We start from the raw sequence: 17,092 nt of genomic DNA, 5'->3' as shown, positions 1-17,092 counted from the left end.
CCGCCTATTATAAAAATAACAGACTGCAAAAATCACCATTCCGGACATCTTTCTCTCACCTTGTCAACGACTCTTAGGTCTGTACCGAAGTAGTAGGCCCTGGTTGAGAATGCACTGGGGCTTACTTCGAGGAGGGCTTTATAGTAGTCACAGGCACGGTTAATGCACTTTTCTTCTGTTTCTGGAGTGGGTGTTTCATCACAGCCGACTTTTTCATGAAAAGTGCCGTTCTCCCACCATCCTTGAGTGCTTTTACAGTACGCACAGTTGCTCGGTTCTCCAATTATGCTGTTGTCGGCTTCCATCTCAATGGAAAGCCCATGGTTTAGCATCCACTCCACGCGGGATACCAAATCCTGAAAAGTATAATCACTTCCATCGTCTAATTTGGTAGTGTTATGTACACCGGAATCTCGCGTATATGTTTTGCCGCCCACCTCGCGAATTCTTTCCCATCGTTGCGTCCTGAATCATAATACGGGCCGGTATAGTGGGAACTTCCTCCCTCCCCGTCAAGTACAACAATCCTGTCAAAGTCCCTCTCCTTGAAGTCCTCGGGGGTGGCCTTTCTGCCCCCGACGGTCATCCTCGACTCGTAGTCAGAACCGTTCCACCTAACCCACCACAGTGCGAACTTTGCCACAAGACATCACCATCATAGGTACTATCGAACGTATAAAAAACTATTTGAATTTCTACTTGTCAAAATCGCAACACTATGAGTCAAAAATGGGGGTAAAATCGATTACTCAAGCTCCAATCTAAAGAGAAAATCGGGGGCTCAAACGTACTTGAACTCCTCCTCAAGCTCGTCCTTCTCCTTCAGCTTCCAGTAGAGCTTCCCATCCTTCTGGTAGCTCTCGACTTTGCCCTGTTCGACGAAGCGGAGCAGGTAGCGACGCACCTCCATAGCGGGGATGCCGGTTTTTCCTGCTATCTCCTCGATGGTCTTGGGGCCATCGCCGAGGGCCTCCAGAACCTTTACATTCTTCATTCTCCTCCCTCCAGTTTCCGGTATCTTTCCAACAGTTCTATTATCTTTTCCATTGCCCTTAAATGTTTCTCCAGTTCGTCTATGTCCTCTGGGAGGGAGTTGGCGAGCTCGTTGAGCTTCTCCATCAGCCTCTCTTCAACGCCCTTCATTTCGGCTTTCTGCTGCTTCTTCCTGTGCTCGCAGACCGGGCAGAAGACTTTCCCGTCCTTCTCGAAGAGCGGTGAACCGCAGTTGGGGCAGTGCCTGTCGAGCATCTTGGCCCCCGAGAGCATGAGGGGCATTATTATATTCCGTATCTCCTCCTCCGTGGGCCCCCTGGCGCTCATTCAATCACCCCGTCAGGAGCTGGAACACCTCGACGAAGGCCTTCTTCCCGAGTCTCGAACGCCTTATCCTATCCGACACCTCTGCTATGTCAAAAGCCGCTATCCTGAAATTCCTTTTCACCTCTTCCAGCACCTCTATGAGCTCATCGAGGGTCAGCTCACCGTGCTGGAAGCGGGCGATTTTGTACTCCGGTCTAAGGACGTCCATGTCCACGGTGAGGTATATCTCCCCGCCGAGGTACCTCTTCGCCTCGTCGAGTATCTCGAGCAGGTCGTTTGTCTGGAGGTTCTTGTAGGCCCTCCACTTCCCGCGGACTTTTCTGCTCCTCAGGAGGGCGGGAAATATCTTGACGCGCCGCGTCCAGAGCTGCGTCCGCTCAGTGGTTGGTATCATGAGGACTGGGGCGAGGACGACGGCCCGGTTTACGAGGCGCTCCTCAAGGGTATAGGCCAGCCACGAGCCGTGGTCGAGGTAGTCGTGCATCAGATCCGTGTGGGCATCGACACTGATGAGTGACTGGGGCCTGAGCTTTTCAACTATTCCGTACGTGGCGAGGTGCTCCCCTATTATGTACGCGCTGTCCTGGGGAATCCTCTCCGACAGGAGCTCGACCCTGCTCGATTCAACTATCATGTAATCCTCAATGAGCTTGTTCCTTTTGAGGAGCTGAAGAACGTAGAGAACACCGTCGCGGTTGGGCTTTTCGCCGAAGGGAATGAACGTCACCATTTGATTCCACCGACCCGTGTTGGCACCCGGGCTTTTAAACCTTGGCGATGTGGTTGGACATTTAAATGTTAATTCACAACGCCAAAGTTTAAAAAGTAGCATTCTGAGGTTAAATCGAAAACTCTTCGGAGGCGAGGAGATGATACTTCAGGTTGCCCTTGATCTGACTGACATTGAGCAGGCCATTTCTATCGCGGAGAAGGCCGCCCGCGGCGGTGCCCACTGGCTCGAGGTTGGAACCCCGCTCATCAAGAAGGAAGGCATGCGCGCTGTGGAGCTTCTCAAGAGGCGCTTCCCGGACAGGAAGATCGTCGCCGACCTCAAGACCATGGACACCGGCGCTCTGGAGGTCGAGATGGCCGCGCGCCACGGTGCCGATGTCGTTTCTATCCTTGGTGTCGCCGATGACAAGACAATAAAGGACGCGGTTGATGTTGCAAGGCGCTATGGAATCAGGGTCATGGTTGACCTCATAGGCGTTAAGGACAAGGTCAAGCGCGCCAAGGAACTCGAAAAGATGGGCGTTCACTACATACTCGTCCACACGGGCATAGATGAGCAGGTTCAGGGCAAGAGCCCGCTGGAGGACCTAGAGAAGGTTGTTAAAGCCGTCAGCGTCCCCGTTGCCGTCGCCGGCGGACTGAACCTCCAGACCATACCGAAGGTCATTGAGCTGGGGGCTACGATAATAATCGTCGGAGGCGCGATAACCAAGGCTGAGAAACCTGAGGAAGTCACCAGAAAGATAATCGACCTCTTCTGGGGAGAGTACATGATGACGATAAGGAAGGCCATGACCGACATAGTCGACCACATAGGCAACGTCGCTGAGAAGCTCAAGATAGAGCAGGTTCGCGGCTTCGTCGATGCCATGATCGGGGCGAACAAGATATTCATCTACGGCGCAGGAAGGAGCGGCCTCGTCGGTAAGGCCTTTGCGATGAGGCTCATGCACCTCGACTTCAACGTTTACGTTGTCGGCGAGACCATAACCCCCGCTTTCGGCCAGGGAGACCTGCTCATAGCCATCAGCGGTTCCGGTGAGACCAACAGCATCGTCGATGCGGCAGAGATAGCCAAGAAGCAGGGCGGAAAGGTCGTCGCGATAACTTCCTACGCCAATTCAACCCTCGGAAAGCTCTCCGACGTCGTCGTTGAGATACCCGGAAGGGCCAAGACCGACATCCCGACGGACTACATAGCGCGCCAGATGCTCACCAAGTACAAGTGGATAGCCCCGATGGGAACCCTCTTCGAGGACTCGACCATGATATTCCTCGACGGAGTCATAGCACTCCTCATGGCCACCTTCCAGAAGACGGAGAAGGACATGAAGAAGAAGCACGCGACCCTTGAGTGAAGGCTGGACCGAAAAGGATATGAACGGCCTTTCCTATTCCCTTTTTAGGGGTCGTCATGCAGTCCTTTACCCATCTTTTCGTTGGAATAGGCGGCACGGGCGCGCGGATAGTCAACAGCATAACCGCGGATGGAATAGTTAAGGTGACCGTTAACCCCGCTTACTATCTTCTCTCGAACTCCGAGAGGTACGAGGAGCGGCTCCGGAACTTCTTTTCCCGGCTTCCTAAGGATACTTTCCTTTGGCTCGTGTTTGAGGATAAGGACGTGAATCACGAACTGGGGGAGATCATAATAGAGAGCGCACCCCGGGACACAATAAGGCTCGCTTACGTCCTCACCCCCAGAAAAGAGCTTGTAGATGAGAAAAAACCCCCATGGGCACGCGATTTTGAGACCGTTTTTTACGATTCCCTCTGGGACTTCTTCACCGACGAGAGCGTCTCCCTCCAGGATGCGTTCCAGGGGGCCTCCGCTGGCATAGCGGAGATGTTCTCGCGGCTCTATTACTATCTGGAGAGCCAGATGCTGGTGAACATCGACTACGCCGACCTGTTCAACATGATCCGCGGCGGCAACGTCGGAATCCTGCGCCTCCTCCGTGAGGTGGACTTTACCTGGCACTGGGGCATCTGGGAGCGCGGACTGATAGGCATCCTCGTGGGGAACGACTTCCCGCTCAAGGGGGCCCACAGCATACTGCACAGTTTCCAGGAGATACTCTCCGAGAAGGATGTGATCTGGGGCGTGATAACGGACGAGAACCTCAACGGCAGGGTTGAGATACTCTCCCTGCTTGTCAAGAAGTGGTAGGTGGTAAAATGAGGGCGGTTCTTTTCGACATCGACGGGACTCTGCTGACCGAGATGCCGCTGATTCAGCTATTCCTCCCGCAGGTTTATGACAGACTCTCGAGGCGGTTTGGAATCAGCAAGGATGAAGCCAGGGAGCGGTTCCTGGACGAGATATTCGGGAGGAGGGACACCTATGACTGGCACGACTGGAACTTCTTCTTCAGGCTCTTTGACCTCGACCTCTGCTACGAGGAACTCATGGAGAGATACCCTCACAAGCTCCACGTCTATCCGGATACGATCCCCGTGCTTGAGTGGCTGCGGGATAGCGGTTACAAACTTGGGGCCGTTACCAGCGGGCCCGAGTACCAGCGGCTCAAGCTGAGGCTCACCGGTCTGCTGGACTACTTCGACGCTGTCGTTACTCGGGAGGACGTCAAGGCAATAAAGCCCGAGCCCAAAATATTCCTCTACGCCCTGGAGAAGCTGGGCGTCGAGCCCGGGGAAGCCGTCATGGTGGGTGATTCCCTGAGCCAGGACGTTTACGGGGCCAAGAACGTGGGTATGGTGGCGGTCTGGATAAACCGGGATGGCGACGAGGATTACAACATGGCGGACTACGAGATTAGAACGCTTTACGAGCTGAGAAAAGTGCTGGGGGGATTGGAATGAGGGAGGTATTCAACGCTGAGGGAGTTTTTGTCAGGTACAGGGAGAACAGGGTGAAGCTGGAGAACGGCCACGAACTGACCCACAGGAGTGAGGAGCCGACGGAGCTCTGGTGGAAGCTTAAAGAGGCGGTAAAGGGCAGAAAGGTTAGGATAGTTGTCTACGAACTCGAGGAATGAGACATGATAGCACATCTGATAAACACGGACGTTGGGAACAGGGGGGTTCTTAGGGTATACCTCGACTACCGCCGGGAGAACCCCAATTTTTTACATAATTCTGCAAAACTGTTTTTGGATAATTATGAACGCGTTCTCATCGTCACGGGCTTTCCCATACCCCCCACCATGCGCGCCGAAACCGACGGGCCGCCGGGAACGCTGGCCCTGGCCAAGGCCGTTGAAACCCTCGGCGGCAGGGCGGAGATACTGACCTATCCAGAGGTGGAAAATGCACTCGATGCCTTTGGACTGGAGTTCGTCAGGGAGCCGGACGTTTCCTCCTATTCCCTGGTCATCGCGGTGGAAACCCCCGGCAGGGCCGCCGATGGAAGGTACTACTCAATGAGCGCCATGGAAATAACGAGGGAAACTTTTGATTGGACGGTTCTCAGGGCGAGGGACCTTGGAGTTCCGACGATTGGGATAGGTGATGGGGGCAACGAGGCGGGCATGGAGAACATACGGGACCTCGTCGTCCGATACGTGCCCCACGGGGAAAAGATAGCGAGCACCGTTGAGACCGATGAGCTGATCCTCTCTGCCGTCTCAAACTGGGGGGCCTACGGGCTCGTGGCTCAGGCGTCAATAGAGTTCGGACGGGAGCTCCTCCCCGGATGGGATGAGAAGACGATAGTCAGGATCATCTCAAAGCTCGGTCTGATAGACGGGGTCTCCAAAACCCAGACGCCGACGGTTGATGGGATAAGCCTCGACATCCACGATAGAATCGTTGAGCTTTTAAACGCCGTTGTAAACGAGGCCCTAAGGTGATGGGATGAGGCTCGAGGAGTTCATCGGCGATGGGAATTCAATCAGATTAATAGAACGGACCCGCGATTACGCCAGGCACTTCTTTGAAAGGGAAGGAACCCACGGCTTCAGCCACGTGGAGCGCGTGCTCAACCTCTGCCTCCACATCGGGAGGGAAGAGGGGGCGGACCTGGAGATCCTGGCCCTTGCGGCCCTCCTCCACGACGTGGCAAGGCCACTTGAGAGCGAGGGGAGGGTTGAAGACCACGCCGCGGAGGGGGCCAGGATAGCAAGGCACTACCTCAGAAGCCTCGGGTGCCCTGGGGATAGGGTGGAGGCGGTTGCCCACGCCATAGAAGCCCACCGCTTTTCGAGGGGACCCGAGCCGAAAACGCTCGAAGCAAAAATCCTGAGCGACGCCGACAAGCTCGACGCCATTGGTGCCATAGGGATCGCAAGGGTCTTCATGTACTCGGGCGAGCACGGAAGGAGCATCGAGGATTCCTTAGAGCACTTTGAGGAAAAGATACTGAAGCTGAAGGATTTGATGTACACCGAAACCGCGAGGAGGATGGCCGAGGAGAGGCACCGCTTTGTTGAGGGGTTCATCGAGCGCATAAGGCGCGAGATAGAGGGCGAAATCTGAACCTCCTTTCGGCTTTTTCTTCCATAATAAGGTTTTTAAAGGACTTTCAGAATTAAGGGTTAGCCCGTTTAAGGTCATTCTTAGGTGAGGAGGTGAGGAGATGAAGGCGCCAATCTGTGAGGTGTGTTTGAAGACCGACGACATTCTGTGCCCGGCTGACGAGAAAAAGCTCCAGGACGGGGTCATCTCGGAGCTTGATGTTAAGGTTGCGAGACTCCTTTACAAGCTCATCGGGGACGCTGACATGGAGTTTAAGAGGGCCGTTGAGGCCGGTGACATAATAGTCATCGTGGTTGGAGAGGGAGACGTTCCGATAACCATAGGTAAGGGCGGCAAGAACATCAAGGCCCTCATGAGGGAGCTCGGAAAGAGGATACGCGTCATAGAGGCCGTCGAGGTCACGGGAACCGACGATGTCAAGAAGCTTGCCACCGATCTCCTCTACCCTGCGGGCGTCTTCGGGGTCAACATCGTTTACAAGCCCGGCGGGGGAACCTACTACAAGGTCCTCGTCATGGGAAGGGACAGGAAGAAGCTCCCCGAAAAGGCCGACGTCTTGGAGAGCATACTCTCCCAGATAACCGGGGCCGAGGTAAAGATAAACTTCATTTGATGTTCTTTTCTGTTCCTCCGTTTGTTTCTCCTGGTATGTATGATGTTCTCTGAGTGGTGTTTTTTGTTTCGCTTGTGTATTTTTGTGACCGTAAGTTTTTTGGGTTTTTAGTGTAATCTTCCCCCGTGGGCCGTTTCCGTTCGGCCTTAAGGTTGATGACCTCCCGTTGAGGCGGCCGGTGGCCCCAGTGTGAACGGGAGTGGAAGCCAACCGCGCCAGTTGCAACAAAAGCAACTGGAAGCGGAAACGGATTTAGTGTGAATGTTATACGTCCTATAATTTCTACTTTTGTTTTCAACTTTGAGTTTACGAAATTCTTTTAAGTCTGGATTATTTGTCCATGATTGAAACCTTCCGGAGGTGGTAAGGTTGAACCGCCGGATGGTTGGAGCTTTAATTCTCCTGCTCGTGTTGACGCTACCCGGAGCCGCGGCTCTCTCCCTGCGTGGTCCGGGCTTCCCGTCCTGGGGACGAGTTCGGGAGCGTATCCAATCCGCCTCGACGGCGTTGAGCAGAGCGGCAACATCGCGGTCGTCACTTGGAATGTTCCACCGAACTGTTTGACTGGCTACGGAACGGTCCTCATCAGCAAGGATGGGGAGAGAATCACCGAGCGCGTCAGCCTTGGCCGGCTGAAGCCCTGGGGCAAGAAGGTGGCGGTCTTCCTCAACGTCAGAGAACCGGTTTACGTTAAACTGCGTATTTCCTCTGGAAACGGCATCTTCATGAGTTCATGGATAAGGCTAACACCGGAATCCACGCCGAGATTCTTCCCAACCGGCTACACAGTAACCTATCCAGCACAGAAGGGAGAGATAAGACCGCAGTTCATTCAAATCCCGATCCTCATCAAGGCGATAATTTCAGTGGGCTTTGCGCTCTGGGACGCGTACGACGCGTACAACGTGTGCTCCGACTATGGTGGAGACTCCATAAAGTGTACCGTTGCCGCAGGTTCCGTGTTTGTTTTCAGCCTGGCCATAGAAGGTGATGAAATTGTTAGCATATTCAGGCACGGTGATGAGCTTGTCGAGGTTCCTGGAAGAGTGTACTCCATATTGAAGCGCCTCGACATTGTTGAGGAGATTGACCAAGGGGTTCAAAAGGCCAGGTTCGTAAATGAGAGGTTCGCCCGCATCTTTGACGACGTTGTGAGGCACGGTGATGATGCCGCGAAGGCCCTCGACGACCTCACCAGGGCTGGAGTTTCAACGGAGGCGATTGAAGAGGTTGTTGGAGAGGGCGTTTCGCTCAAGACCCTCAAGGAAGTTGTAGAGCACGGTGCCACGCCACAGACCGTGAAGGAAGGAATTGAGAGATTCGCGGAGAAGTCCTCATCCTTCATCGTCGAGAACGGCGGCAGAAAGTACAAAGTCGTCCTTGAGAAGGGAACTGAACCCGAGAAAAGCGGACTGCTTCACGCCTTCCTGAGGCACGTGTGGGGGTATGAAATGACAAGTCCAAGAAAGCCCGTTACTACTTTCTGGCCTTTGGGTCAGAAAATCGTTGATCCCAAAACTGGAAGGATTGTCCAGCTCCCCAAGGTCTTCAGGGACGAGCGCGAGCTGAGGGAGTTCCTTGACGAAGTACTGGAGAAGGCGCTTAAGGATCCAGAATACAGAAAACAATTCTTTAAGAATGGGGCACCAAACAGGAAATTTGGAATTCCAGTGGACCTTAAGAAACTTGGAATGCACGTTGATGGCATCGATGTCGTCCAGCTGGAGTTCAAGTTCGAGAAGGGTGAATTCGTCCTGAAGACAGCGTATCCAGAGAAGGGTAGTGCTGTGTGGGAGTACAACAGGTATCTTGGGTGGAGGGTTAAGAGATGATTGAGTATTTTGATTTAAATGGGAGGCACGTGTTTGTAAGAGTCTGGACGGAGTACGTGCCCTCCCCAGACCCCTTCTCTTTAGTTTTTATCATCGACAATACAATACTCCTTGGAACCTGCTGGAACAACAAACTAGAAGGAGCTGAGGCTGACGTTTACAGGTTTTTTGAGAGTTTGTTAACTGCTTGTTATTACTTTTTACAGCCAGAACACCCGCACGTTCAGGACTTAACAAAATACGCCAGAAAAAACGCGGAAGAGCATGGGTTTGAGTTGAAGGATGAGATTGTAGTGTACCAAGTGTCTGAGAGATCAGGCATATACTACTTCTGCTCTACAAAAGACCTTGCAAGAATTTACTACCACAATGAACTCCTTGAATTTACTGACTGTCCGGAGTTCAAAGGTAAGCACAAGGGTGTTGTCGAACTTCCTCTCAAAGAGTTCATTGAGGACGTTTTGAAAATCAGCAGAGAGTACCTAGAAAAGTACGCTCTCGTTATTGAGGAAATCAGGCTTGAGCACGGGGAAGAGTCTGATGACTACGACTTCCTCCAAAAGTTCTATCGCGAAGTGGAGGAGTTGTATAAGAAGAGGTTTGGGTCAGAAAATCATCGTAAATGGTAAGGCGAAGCAGTTGCCGAGGGTCTTCAGGGACGAGCGTGAGCTCAGAGAGTTCCTTGATGAAGTACTGGAGAGGGCACTTCAGAAGGAGAAGTATTCCAAGGGGTTTGGGAGGGATGGACGTTTCACTCTTGGTGTAAAGCTTGATGAGCTTGGAATCCACATTGATGGTATTGACATCGTGGAGTTCAAGTTTGAACTCGTGGGAAACGAGTACAGGCTAGTGAGCGCATACCCGGCAAGGGGGAGCAAGGTATGGGCATATAACAAGAAGAAGGGCTTCTTTATACAGGGGTGATTTAATGACGGTAAAACTTGAGGGACAGAAGGTAACCATAGAAGGCAAGTTGATAAGGCTGGAGTCTGACCTTGGGAAGGTTATTGGAGATGTAGTCCAGCCTTTTCCCCTTTCTTTCTTTATCAAAGATAACCCCTTAACAGTTACATGCTGGCTTGTGGACGGCAAACCTTCCGTGGATTACACTCGTGAGGGGTCTCCCTGTGGTGTCTTTCAGGAGTTGTTGGAGTGCTGTTTGTTCCTCCTGGGTTTGGATGAGTACACTGAGGAGGAGGTTAGAAAGATTAGTTCCTTTGCCAAGGAAGACGCCCAGTATTGGGGAGTCAGCGTTAAAGAGGATACTATACTGTTTTATACAAACCTTCTCATATCATGGATGCACTTCTTTTTTGAACTCGACGGAGACATCTTAAAAATCCATTATCACAACGACATCTTAGCGCACACTGACTGCCCAGAATTCAATGGCAGGCACAAGGGTGTCATTAAAGTGCCCCTCAAAGAGTTCATTGAGGATGTTATGGGTTTGGCCGAGGAGTATTTGGAGAAAGTATTCCCCCTCGAGGCAAAGATTGTGATTACCAAACTCAAGCCTGAATCTGACTTCCCCAACTGGAAAGAAAAATTGAAACACAAACTTAACTTGATTAAAGAGGCCTTGTACCGGCTGGAATGAAGGAGGATAAGGATATGAATCCATTCACATGCTCCTGAGGCACGTTTGGGGGTACAAGATGGAGAAGGTGGGAAGAACGGACTTCTGGCCGATGGGGCAGAAAATCATAGTGAACGGTCGGGTGAAGCAGCTACCTAGGGTATTCAGGAACGAGGAAGAGCTGATGGAGTTCCTGAAGGAAGTCGTTGAAAGGGTGAGTGAGAACCCCGAAAAGTACTTCATGAAAAACGGACGCTGGAAGAGCAACGTACGAATTAAAAACCTTGATCTTCATGAGCTTGGAATACACGTTGAGGGGATAGAAAAAATTACACTGAAGTTCAGCCGTGAAGGAGATTATTATGTCCTTAAAACGGCTTACCCAACGCAAGGTAAGGCTATCTATCAGTATGAAAGCTGGAGTGGGAGGTGGGTAATCAATGGATGAAAACCCGCAAAAAATAATCCTCAAGGGAAGACACCTCCGCATTGAGATTAGCTTAGACAAGTTCAATGAAACCGAACCAATTCTCTCCTTTTATACCCTTATACTTTTTGGTGAACAGATAATAGCCGGAATGTGCTGGAGAACTCTGGGAAATAACTTAATGGGGACCTACGGAAATCCAGATGGGATTATTCAGGAGCTTTTATTCTGCTGTTTATCCTTGCTTGATCCGCGTTTTAGGGAGAACGGAAACTTGGGGGGTAATGTAAGAAAGTATGCCAGAGAACTCGGATTCAACGTTGGAGACACTCCACTCCCCTTTATGGGACGGACCTCTTAACTTACTCGGCCAACGTTTTTTTCGAATTAGTCGGGAACACATTAAGGATGCACTATTACGAAGACTTATTAGCCAACACAGATTGTCCTGAATATGAGGGTAAGCATAAGGGTGTTGTTGAAGTGCCCCTTAAAGAGTTCATTGAGGACGTTTTGAAAATCAGCAGGGAGTACCTGGAGAAGTACGCTCCGGTCATCGAAGAGATTCGTTTCAAGCACAAAGGGAAAAAGGAGGATTACAACTTTCTCTGGGAGCTTTACCAGGAAGTTAAAGAACTGTACGAGAAGGTTGAGAATGGTTAAGTTGATGCTCCGGGCCAGTCTCTGGAGGGAGCGCCATGCCATGGTGGGTTGGAACTTTAAAGCAGATGAGCCTCATGGGAAGGCACATAAAAATCATCATAGACCCTAACGAAGATACGTGCTTTCCCTCTCCCTTCCCGACCCTGATGACCATCGGTGGAAGGCTCATCATAGGCGGAATCTTTAAGTCTTCGGGTTGCCTCCCAGTTATGATGCCGACGAACCTCCACGGCACGTTTCAGGACCTCCTCGACCTCTGCATCTCCTTCCTTGACCCGGAGTTTGATGAGAGGGGTGAGATGCTATATCCGCGCAGGGATGCCAGGGAACTCGGCTTCGACGTGAGCGAGGACACGAAGCTCTACCAGACGGGACTCTTCGTTGACCAGGGTGTTACTTCGGTCTTTTTTGAGCTTAACGGTGATATACTGAGGGTCCACTACTTCAACGAGTTCCTCAAGTGGAGCGACTGCGAGGGGATTCAGGAGATGCATAAGGGAACCGTTGAGATTCCCTTCAGGGAGTTCGCGGAGGATGTTCTAAGGCTTTCAAAACGGTTCCTCATGGAGGTTGCGCCGGTGCTCGAGGAGGTCTGCCCCGAGCCGTACGACCCGGGGTATCTGTGGGAGCTGTACCTCGACCTGAGGGCAAGGCTGGTGGGGGGAGATGATTGAGTGGATGAAAGCTTACTGGACAGGAAGGGTGACGTCCCTCGCGGCCATGCCCAGGGGGGACATAGTGGCGGCGGGAGTCGCGGAAAAGGAGACCCTCCTCCGAGATAAACACGGTCCGTACCGGGCGATCCTCGGCGGGGGTTTCGTGGCGAGGCTTGATCGGGGTGGGAATGTCAAATGGTTCCGGTTAATCCACACGGAAAGCGAGCTCGTGATAACGGACGTGAAGGCCGTTGACGACTGGGAGATAATCGCCTGCGGGTGGATGGAGGAAAGGGGACTCTCCGGCCATGCAGGGGTTGTATTCAAGTTTGACGGTGACGGAAACCTTATATGGGCGAGGAAGTTTTATGGAGGAATATCCGACACGTTCAGTGCCCTCGCCGTGACCCAAGACGGCGGGACGGTCGTTGTCGGCGAAACGAGGAGCTTCGGCGCGGGAGTCAGTGACGCCCTGGTTCTAAGGCTCGACAGGGATGGGAACTTCGTGTGGTGGGGAACTTACGGCGGCAGGCTCTGGGACGGGGCTGAATCCGCTGTAATTGATGGGAGTGGTCGAATTGTTGTGGCCGGTTATACGTACAGCTTTAGTGAATGTGCCCCAAACGTGTGGTTGCTCTGGTTGGATGATAACGGTGACGTTATAATGGAGAAAACCTACGGGACGGAAAGCTTGGAAAAGGCCGTTGGGATTGCACTGACCCGCGGGGGTGACCCAGTAGTGGTCGGAAAAACCTACGACCCCATGAAATCCCGCTACGATGCGTGGGCTCTCCGCCTGAACCGGGAGGGAGAACCGCGGTGGGGTCTCAGATTTCCGGGCAAAGAGGTTAAAGACATCTCGGTAAGCCCCGATGGTGATTTGGTTCTCGGCATGGGGGACTTTACGCTGGTCGGGCTCAGCTCTGGAGGAAAACCTCAGTGGGGGGGAAGGTTGCGACTGAAACGGTGGAGCGAGCTGGAGGCAGTTCTGGTCAATGGAAACGTGCTTGCGGGGGGCAAACTCTCATGGGAGAAGGTCCTCATCGCATCAATCAGTCCGGAAGGAAAGCCTCCCGGAGCCGTTGGCTGGGATCCGGGGATGGGAGAAAGCCAATGCACGGTCTTCGAGGCCTACTCGAACGGCAGGGCCTGCTTTAAGGCAGTTCCCAACGGCAGACTCACGGAGATGAAACTAAAATCGTGGGAGTTCGAGCCCGATGTTTTCGGCAGCCTCAGGGAGCTCGTTAGGAGTCGTTCGGGGTAGTGTGTTGGGGATAGTTGTCGTTAAAATACTTCTGTTTCTCGTATCGCCTCCAGATCGAATACCTTTAAAAGCTCGCCCCTACTCCTTCTGGGGATGACCATGTACCGGACGCACTACTCGAGCCAGATTACGGAGGAACTCAACGGCCAGCGCATCAGGGTGGCCGGCTGGGTCTGGGAGGTTAAGGACCTCGGAGGCATAAAATTCCTCTGGATAAGGGACAGGGACGGTATAGTTCAGGTAACCGCCCCCAAGAAGAAGGTTGACCCGGAGCTGTTCAAGCTTATCCCGAAGCTCAACGCGGAGGACGTTGTTGCGGTTGAGGGAACGGTGAACTTCACGCCCAAGGCCAAGCTCGGCTTCGAAATCCTCCCGGAGAAACTTGAAATCCTCAGCAGGGCGGGGAGTCCGCTTCCGCTCGACCCGACCGGAAAGGTAAAGGCCGAGCTGGACACCAGGCTGGACAACCGCTTCATGGACCTCAGAAACCCCGAGGTAATGGCGATCTTCAAAATCAGGTCCAGCGTTTTCAAGGCCGTCAGGGACTTCTACCATGAGAACGGCTTCATCGAGGTTCACACCCCCAAGATTATCGCCACCGCCACGGAGGGCGGAACCGAGCTCTTCCCCATGAAGTACTTCGAGAAGGACGCCTTCCTCGCCCAGAGTCCCCAGCTCTACAAGCAGATAATGATGGCGAGCGGCCTCGACAGGATTTATGAAATCGCTCCCATATTCCGCGCGGAGGAACACAACACGACCAGACACCTCAACGAGGCGTGGAGCATCGACAGTGAGATGGCCTTCATAGAGAACGAGGAGGAGGTAATGGAGCTCCTCGAGAGACTCGTCGCCCACACGATCAACTACGTCCGCGAGCACAACGCGCGGGAGCTTGAGGTTCTCAACTTCGAGCTCGAGGAGCCAAAACTGCCGTTCCCGCGCGTTACCTATGACAAGGCCCTTGAGATACTCGCTGACCTCGGCAAAACTATAGAGTGGGGCGAGGACATAGACACCGAAGGCGAGAGACTCCTTGGAAAGTACATGATGGAGAACGAGAACGCCCTGCTTTACTTCATCTACCGCTACCCCAGCGAGGCGAAGCCCTTCTACATAATGAAGTACGACGATAAGCCGGAAGTCTGCAGGGCCTTCGACCTCGAGTACCGCGGTGTTGAGATAACCTCCGGCGGTCAGAGGGAGCACCGCTACGACGTCCTCGTCGAACAGATAAAGGAGAAAGGTCTCAACCCGGAGAGCTTTGAGTTCTACCTCAAGGCATTCCGCTACGGAATGCCGCCCCACGGTGGGTTCGGGCTCGGGGCCGAGCGCCTGATAAAGCAGATGCTCGACCTCGGTAACATCCGTGAGGTTATACTGTTCCCCAGGGACAGAAGAAGGCTTATGCCGTAAGGTCTTTATACTTTCCATCCATTTTTTAGTTAGTCCAACAACAGGAGGCACGGAGATGAAAAGGATAGCGGCTTTAATCTTGGTAGGATTGTTCCTCTTTGCGGGTCTGAATATAACGTCTGCGGTTGCAGAGGATGTTCTGTATGCCAAAATCTCTTCCGTAGAACTTGGGCTGGGGGACAAAGCCGTTCTCGGACCGTATTCATTCACGTTCACAGATGTCAGTCCTGACTTCACCACCGCTAGAATCTCAATTTCAGCGGGCAAGGGATCCTCCGATGTGTACATTGAAGAGGGTAAAACCGTGTACTATCCATCCGCTACAAACCCGGTGTTTGCGCTCAGTGTTGTCATCTGGAACATCAAAAACAAGCCCATCGTGTACCTCGACATAATGTCACCGCTCAAGGCAATCGATACCGTGGACCTGAAGGAAGGAGAATACTACAGACTGCCCTCGAACTTTCCGGGGATCAAGGTAAAGCTCATCAGTGCAACGAATGACTACGCCACGTTCAACGTGTACTTCCCTTATTCATCCATCCCGACAACCGTTAAGATATCCAAAGGAAGCGGTAAGGGCGTTGCATACAAACTCAACGACAAGTACAGATATCAGGACTACCTGTACATCAAGGTCACAGACTCCACCTCGGACAGTGCCACCTTCGAGGTTTACCTCCCCAAGGTTGCCGCGGTGGATTTCAATATCGTGAAGTCCGACGAGGGTGGAAGCGGAACACCGTCCCAGAATGAAACCCTCCTCGTGTACAACGGCCTGATGTACACAGGGGAGAAGCTGCCCGTGAAAGTGGATGACACCAGCTACTACGTGAAGCTCATTTCGGTTGTCTCCGCGAAGGCCAGCCTCGAGGTCTACAAGAAGTCAACGAAGATTGGTACCTACTTCATAAACATCGGAGAGGTGAAGGCAATACCCGACACCCCCCTGAAGCTCTCCATTCAGAAGACGGAGCCACAGTATAACCGCTCCACGGTACTTGTGTACGCGCCAGAGGGTGCACAGGTGACGCCGATACTCCGCGCCGCCAACATAGTGGCGAATATCGATGCTGTGCCGAAGGAGATAATGCTGAACAACAACCTGGTTGTCGTTATCTCCGTGGAGAACAGGGGGAAGGGCGACGCCTACGATGTTGCCATAGCCGCTCCATTACCCGACGATTTCGAACTCGTGAGCCTGGCCAAGTCGTGGACTTTCAAGACATTCCCTGCCTTCACGAACATGCCAGCACTCATCTACGTCCTCAAGCCCACGAAGGTCGGTGAGTTCGACATCGGAAAGGCGACCGTCACCTTCTACGACGACAAGAGCCTGGAAACGGGCAAGAAGAGGGTAATATACTCCGCGTTGCTCACCGGCATTAAGGTTTACAACGTTCCCTCCATAGACGTCAGCGCCCAGGCCTACAACGGCACTTGGGACGACTACGTGACCGCCAAGGTTGGAGACAAGGTCAGCCTCAAGTTTACCCTCCGCGCCTCCGACGGCAACCCCGACTACGAGTTCGTCAAGAACGCCACCCTGCTCCTCGACCTCCCATCGAGCGTTGACGGGCAGTCCCTGGTTGATATCGGCACTATAAGGGCCGGCGAGACCAAGACCCTCCAGCTCGACCTCACGGTGCTCAAGGAGGACCTCACCAACATCAGGGCCGCCCTTGTATACCTCGATCCGCTCGGTGGGGAGCACAGGCTTGCCCTCGGCAGCCTCGTCACGATCAACAGCGTCCCCCCGAGGATAATAACGGAAGAGGTCAAAGTATGGCCGACCGCCGAGGAGCTTCCCTCCTACGTCAACCAGACCCTCGCCAAGATGGACGATCCCAAGCCGCTGGCGGAGGAGCTTGCGGACATCTCCGCCAAATACCTCCCGCCGGAGAGCAACCCGTGGAAGCCCGCGGCGATAGTGTTCATCTTGCTGACCGTCATACTCGCGGGGGTGGCCTACAGGTACTGGGACGAGGCGGAGAAGCTCAAGGAGAAGCTTGAGCGGAAGAAACAGAGGCGCCCTGGAGGACTGCCGAAGAAGGAGGGTGAGGAAGAGGGAGAGAGCTCTGAGATAGCTGAGCTCTGAACTTCTTGCCTTTTCTCTCCTTAACTTTATAAATCGGTTCTCGCAGTTTCTTCGG

General features: G+C 53.1%; 23 protein-coding genes. 18 read left to right on the top strand and 5 right to left on the bottom strand.

The features are described from left to right. Positions 1 to 32: 32 nt before the first annotated feature. The 5 genes from FPV09_RS12155 to FPV09_RS04570 all read right to left on the bottom strand — a co-directional run bounded on the left by FPV09_RS12155 (position 33) and on the right by FPV09_RS04570 (position 2,050). Positions 33 to 341 carry a hypothetical protein gene (locus FPV09_RS12155; RefSeq protein WP_246112316.1) on the bottom strand — a complete coding sequence of 103 codons (309 nt, stop codon included), beginning with the start codon at positions 339 to 341 and terminating at the stop codon, positions 33 to 35. Positions 342 to 382: 41 nt separating this feature from the next. Continuing rightward, positions 383 to 643 (bottom strand): hypothetical protein, encoded by a 261-nt coding sequence (locus tag FPV09_RS12150; RefSeq protein WP_246112315.1) that lies wholly within the window; start codon positions 641 to 643, stop codon positions 383 to 385. A 138-nt stretch (positions 644 to 781) separates the two neighbouring features. Next, the gene (locus FPV09_RS04580) at positions 782 to 994 is read right to left on the bottom strand and encodes a helix-turn-helix domain-containing protein (RefSeq protein ID WP_139680371.1); all 213 of its coding nucleotides are present in this window, start codon (positions 992 to 994) and stop codon (positions 782 to 784) included. Next, positions 991 to 1,320, bottom strand: coding sequence for an Sjogren's syndrome/scleroderma autoantigen 1 family protein (locus FPV09_RS04575; protein ID WP_058939243.1), 330 nt, complete (start codon positions 1,318 to 1,320; stop codon positions 991 to 993). Before FPV09_RS04575 ends, FPV09_RS04580 begins: the two co-directional genes overlap by 4 nt. 4 nt (positions 1,321 to 1,324) lie before the next feature. Beyond that, positions 1,325 to 2,050 (bottom strand): arginase family protein, encoded by a 726-nt coding sequence (locus tag FPV09_RS04570; RefSeq protein WP_148882536.1) that lies wholly within the window; start codon positions 2,048 to 2,050, stop codon positions 1,325 to 1,327. A gap of 139 nt (positions 2,051 to 2,189) precedes the next feature. On the opposite strand from FPV09_RS04570, the gene hxlAB reads away from it, so the two are divergent. The 18 genes from hxlAB to FPV09_RS04480 all read left to right on the top strand — a co-directional run bounded on the left by hxlAB (position 2,190) and on the right by FPV09_RS04480 (position 17,037). Continuing rightward, positions 2,190 to 3,410 carry a bifunctional 3-hexulose-6-phosphate synthase/6-phospho-3-hexuloisomerase gene (gene hxlAB, locus FPV09_RS04565; RefSeq protein WP_148882535.1) on the top strand — a complete coding sequence of 407 codons (1,221 nt, stop codon included), beginning with the start codon at positions 2,190 to 2,192 and terminating at the stop codon, positions 3,408 to 3,410. Positions 3,411 to 3,466: 56 nt separating this feature from the next. Next, positions 3,467 to 4,222, top strand: a complete 756-nt coding sequence (locus tag FPV09_RS04560) for an FtsZ/tubulin family protein (protein WP_058939240.1) — start codon at positions 3,467 to 3,469, stop codon at positions 4,220 to 4,222. 8 nt (positions 4,223 to 4,230) lie between these two features. Then, positions 4,231 to 4,875 (top strand): TIGR02253 family HAD-type hydrolase, encoded by a 645-nt coding sequence (locus FPV09_RS04555; RefSeq protein WP_148882534.1) that lies wholly within the window; start codon positions 4,231 to 4,233, stop codon positions 4,873 to 4,875. Then, complete coding sequence (locus FPV09_RS04550) at positions 4,872 to 5,051, top strand: hypothetical protein (RefSeq protein ID WP_148882533.1); 180 nt, start codon at positions 4,872 to 4,874, stop codon at positions 5,049 to 5,051. The genes FPV09_RS04555 and FPV09_RS04550 overlap by 4 nt, the downstream gene beginning before the upstream one ends. Positions 5,052 to 5,054: 3 nt before the next feature. Further along, entirely contained in the window at positions 5,055 to 5,864 is an 810-nt protein-coding gene (locus tag FPV09_RS04545; protein ID WP_148882532.1) for a glutamate cyclase domain-containing protein, read from the top strand. A gap of 4 nt (positions 5,865 to 5,868) precedes the next feature. Continuing rightward, entirely contained in the window at positions 5,869 to 6,489 is a 621-nt protein-coding gene (locus FPV09_RS04540; protein ID WP_148882531.1) for an HD domain-containing protein, read from the top strand. A 100-nt stretch (positions 6,490 to 6,589) separates the two neighbouring features. Continuing rightward, positions 6,590 to 7,102: a KH domain-containing protein gene (locus tag FPV09_RS04535; RefSeq protein WP_148882530.1), complete on the top strand. Its 513-nt coding sequence runs from the start codon at positions 6,590 to 6,592 to the stop codon at positions 7,100 to 7,102. A 344-nt stretch (positions 7,103 to 7,446) separates the two neighbouring features. Next, on the top strand, positions 7,447 to 8,934 hold the full coding sequence (locus FPV09_RS12145; protein ID WP_246112314.1) for a hypothetical protein: 1,488 nt from the start codon (positions 7,447 to 7,449) through the stop codon (positions 8,932 to 8,934). Next, positions 8,931 to 9,563, top strand: coding sequence for a hypothetical protein (locus tag FPV09_RS04525; protein WP_148882529.1), 633 nt, complete (start codon positions 8,931 to 8,933; stop codon positions 9,561 to 9,563). Before FPV09_RS12145 ends, FPV09_RS04525 begins: the two co-directional genes overlap by 4 nt. Positions 9,564 to 9,573: 10 nt before the next feature. Further along, positions 9,574 to 9,858, top strand: coding sequence for a hypothetical protein (locus FPV09_RS04520; RefSeq protein WP_246112313.1), 285 nt, complete (start codon positions 9,574 to 9,576; stop codon positions 9,856 to 9,858). A 4-nt stretch (positions 9,859 to 9,862) separates the two neighbouring features. Then, positions 9,863 to 10,534 (top strand): hypothetical protein, encoded by a 672-nt coding sequence (locus tag FPV09_RS04515; protein ID WP_148882527.1) that lies wholly within the window; start codon positions 9,863 to 9,865, stop codon positions 10,532 to 10,534. A 58-nt stretch (positions 10,535 to 10,592) separates the two neighbouring features. Then, a complete protein-coding gene (locus FPV09_RS04510; RefSeq protein WP_246112312.1) occupies positions 10,593 to 10,961 on the top strand; it encodes a hypothetical protein in 369 nt (122 codons plus the stop codon). After that, positions 10,954 to 11,301 (top strand): hypothetical protein, encoded by a 348-nt coding sequence (locus FPV09_RS04505; protein WP_148882526.1) that lies wholly within the window; start codon positions 10,954 to 10,956, stop codon positions 11,299 to 11,301. The genes FPV09_RS04510 and FPV09_RS04505 overlap by 8 nt, the downstream gene beginning before the upstream one ends. A 47-nt stretch (positions 11,302 to 11,348) precedes the next feature. Then, positions 11,349 to 11,603 (top strand): hypothetical protein, encoded by a 255-nt coding sequence (locus FPV09_RS04500; protein WP_210411159.1) that lies wholly within the window; start codon positions 11,349 to 11,351, stop codon positions 11,601 to 11,603. A gap of 35 nt (positions 11,604 to 11,638) precedes the next feature. Continuing rightward, a complete protein-coding gene (locus tag FPV09_RS04495) occupies positions 11,639 to 12,277 on the top strand; it encodes a hypothetical protein (RefSeq protein ID WP_148882525.1) in 639 nt (212 codons plus the stop codon). Beyond that, entirely contained in the window at positions 12,270 to 13,523 is a 1,254-nt protein-coding gene (locus FPV09_RS04490) for a PQQ-binding-like beta-propeller repeat protein (protein ID WP_148882524.1), read from the top strand. The genes FPV09_RS04495 and FPV09_RS04490 overlap by 8 nt, the downstream gene beginning before the upstream one ends. A gap of 99 nt (positions 13,524 to 13,622) precedes the next feature. After that, a complete protein-coding gene (aspS, locus tag FPV09_RS04485) occupies positions 13,623 to 14,939 on the top strand; it encodes an aspartate--tRNA(Asn) ligase (protein WP_148883684.1) in 1,317 nt (438 codons plus the stop codon). Positions 14,940 to 14,994: 55 nt separating this feature from the next. Then, positions 14,995 to 17,037, top strand: a complete 2,043-nt coding sequence (locus tag FPV09_RS04480; RefSeq protein ID WP_148882523.1) for a protein BatD — start codon at positions 14,995 to 14,997, stop codon at positions 17,035 to 17,037. Positions 17,038 to 17,092: the final 55 nt, after the last annotated feature.

It is taken from the genome of Thermococcus aciditolerans (genome assembly GCF_008152015.1).
GTDB classification, from domain to species: domain Archaea; phylum Methanobacteriota_B; class Thermococci; order Thermococcales; family Thermococcaceae; genus Thermococcus; species Thermococcus celericrescens.
The sequence above is the reverse complement of the archived record's forward strand: the minus strand, read 5'-3'. Positions and strand labels throughout refer to the sequence as shown.

Coding starts and splice junctions, on each gene's coding strand:
- FPV09_RS04580 (WP_139680371.1), bottom strand. CDS start 994: ATGAAGAATGTAAAGGTTCTGGAGGCCCTCGGCGATGGCCCCAAGACC.
- FPV09_RS04575 (WP_058939243.1), bottom strand. CDS start 1,320: ATGAGCGCCAGGGGGCCCACGGAGGAGGAGATACGGAATATAATAATG.
- FPV09_RS04570 (WP_148882536.1), bottom strand. CDS start 2,050: ATGGTGACGTTCATTCCCTTCGGCGAAAAGCCCAACCGCGACGGTGTT.
- hxlAB (WP_148882535.1), top strand. CDS start 2,190: ATGATACTTCAGGTTGCCCTTGATCTGACTGACATTGAGCAGGCCATT.
- FPV09_RS04560 (WP_058939240.1), top strand. CDS start 3,467: ATGCAGTCCTTTACCCATCTTTTCGTTGGAATAGGCGGCACGGGCGCG.
- FPV09_RS04555 (WP_148882534.1), top strand. CDS start 4,231: ATGAGGGCGGTTCTTTTCGACATCGACGGGACTCTGCTGACCGAGATG.
- FPV09_RS04550 (WP_148882533.1), top strand. CDS start 4,872: ATGAGGGAGGTATTCAACGCTGAGGGAGTTTTTGTCAGGTACAGGGAG.
- FPV09_RS04545 (WP_148882532.1), top strand. CDS start 5,055: ATGATAGCACATCTGATAAACACGGACGTTGGGAACAGGGGGGTTCTT.
- FPV09_RS04540 (WP_148882531.1), top strand. CDS start 5,869: ATGAGGCTCGAGGAGTTCATCGGCGATGGGAATTCAATCAGATTAATA.
- FPV09_RS04535 (WP_148882530.1), top strand. CDS start 6,590: ATGAAGGCGCCAATCTGTGAGGTGTGTTTGAAGACCGACGACATTCTG.
- FPV09_RS04525 (WP_148882529.1), top strand. CDS start 8,931: ATGATTGAGTATTTTGATTTAAATGGGAGGCACGTGTTTGTAAGAGTC.
- FPV09_RS04515 (WP_148882527.1), top strand. CDS start 9,863: ATGACGGTAAAACTTGAGGGACAGAAGGTAACCATAGAAGGCAAGTTG.
- FPV09_RS04510 (WP_246112312.1), top strand. CDS start 10,593: ATGGAGAAGGTGGGAAGAACGGACTTCTGGCCGATGGGGCAGAAAATC.
- FPV09_RS04505 (WP_148882526.1), top strand. CDS start 10,954: ATGGATGAAAACCCGCAAAAAATAATCCTCAAGGGAAGACACCTCCGC.
- FPV09_RS04500 (WP_210411159.1), top strand. CDS start 11,349: ATGCACTATTACGAAGACTTATTAGCCAACACAGATTGTCCTGAATAT.
- FPV09_RS04495 (WP_148882525.1), top strand. CDS start 11,639: ATGCCATGGTGGGTTGGAACTTTAAAGCAGATGAGCCTCATGGGAAGG.
- FPV09_RS04490 (WP_148882524.1), top strand. CDS start 12,270: ATGATTGAGTGGATGAAAGCTTACTGGACAGGAAGGGTGACGTCCCTC.
- aspS (WP_148883684.1), top strand. CDS start 13,623: ATGTACCGGACGCACTACTCGAGCCAGATTACGGAGGAACTCAACGGC.
- FPV09_RS04480 (WP_148882523.1), top strand. CDS start 14,995: ATGAAAAGGATAGCGGCTTTAATCTTGGTAGGATTGTTCCTCTTTGCG.